The 609-nt window shown below is 38.9% G+C and carries 2 protein-coding genes; both read left to right on the forward strand.

What is annotated here, in order from left to right:
* The coding region (locus PGQ33_RS10780) for a 4Fe-4S binding protein (protein WP_270205751.1) at positions 1 to 159 on the forward strand (159 nt) is incomplete at its 5' end.
* Positions 160 to 257: 98 nt separating this feature from the next.
* A partial coding sequence (locus tag PGQ33_RS10785) for a DUF134 domain-containing protein (protein ID WP_270205715.1) occupies positions 258 to 609 on the forward strand: 352 nt, incomplete at its 3' end.

Genomic DNA, 609 nt, shown 5'->3' on the forward strand with positions numbered 1-609 from the left:
GCACAGTTTAGTTTTGGATTTTATAGTTTGATGCTTACATCTTTGTTGTTAGGGTTGATTGTAATGGTGTTATATAAGCCACGAACCTGGTGTACATTTTGTCCAATGGGAACAATGACACAGGGTATCTGTAAATTAAAAAATAATGAAAAGAAGTAATACTATAAGGTGATTCATAAAAGGCATATGTCAAAAACATTATTGACATATGCCTTTTATAGGACTATTATATAAGAAAAGCGAGAAAGGAGCAGTTTATGCCGAGACCAGTAAAATGCAGAAAAGTCTGTCATTTCCCCAATGTTTTAGAATTTCTTCCGGCAGATGATACGGAGAAAAAAACACCCATTGTTCTGACTGTAGATGAGTACGAGACAATCCGTCTTTTGGACAAGAAAGGTTATAGTCAGGAGCAGTGTGCAGTATCTATGCAGATCGCAAGAACGACGGTCCAGCGGATTTACGAGATTGCCCGGAAGAAAATAGCAGATGCACTTATTGACGGACATCCGCTCAGAATTGAGGGCGGGGATTTCAGAATCTGTGACGGTCAGAGCGGCAACTGCAGCTTTGGAGGATGTTACAAACAGGAAATTTACAAAAAATATG

Origin of the sequence: Coprococcus sp. AM100_B19A (assembly GCF_027662015.1) — a bacterium.
GTDB classification, from domain to species: domain Bacteria; phylum Bacillota; class Clostridia; order Lachnospirales; family Lachnospiraceae; genus Allocoprococcus; species Allocoprococcus comes.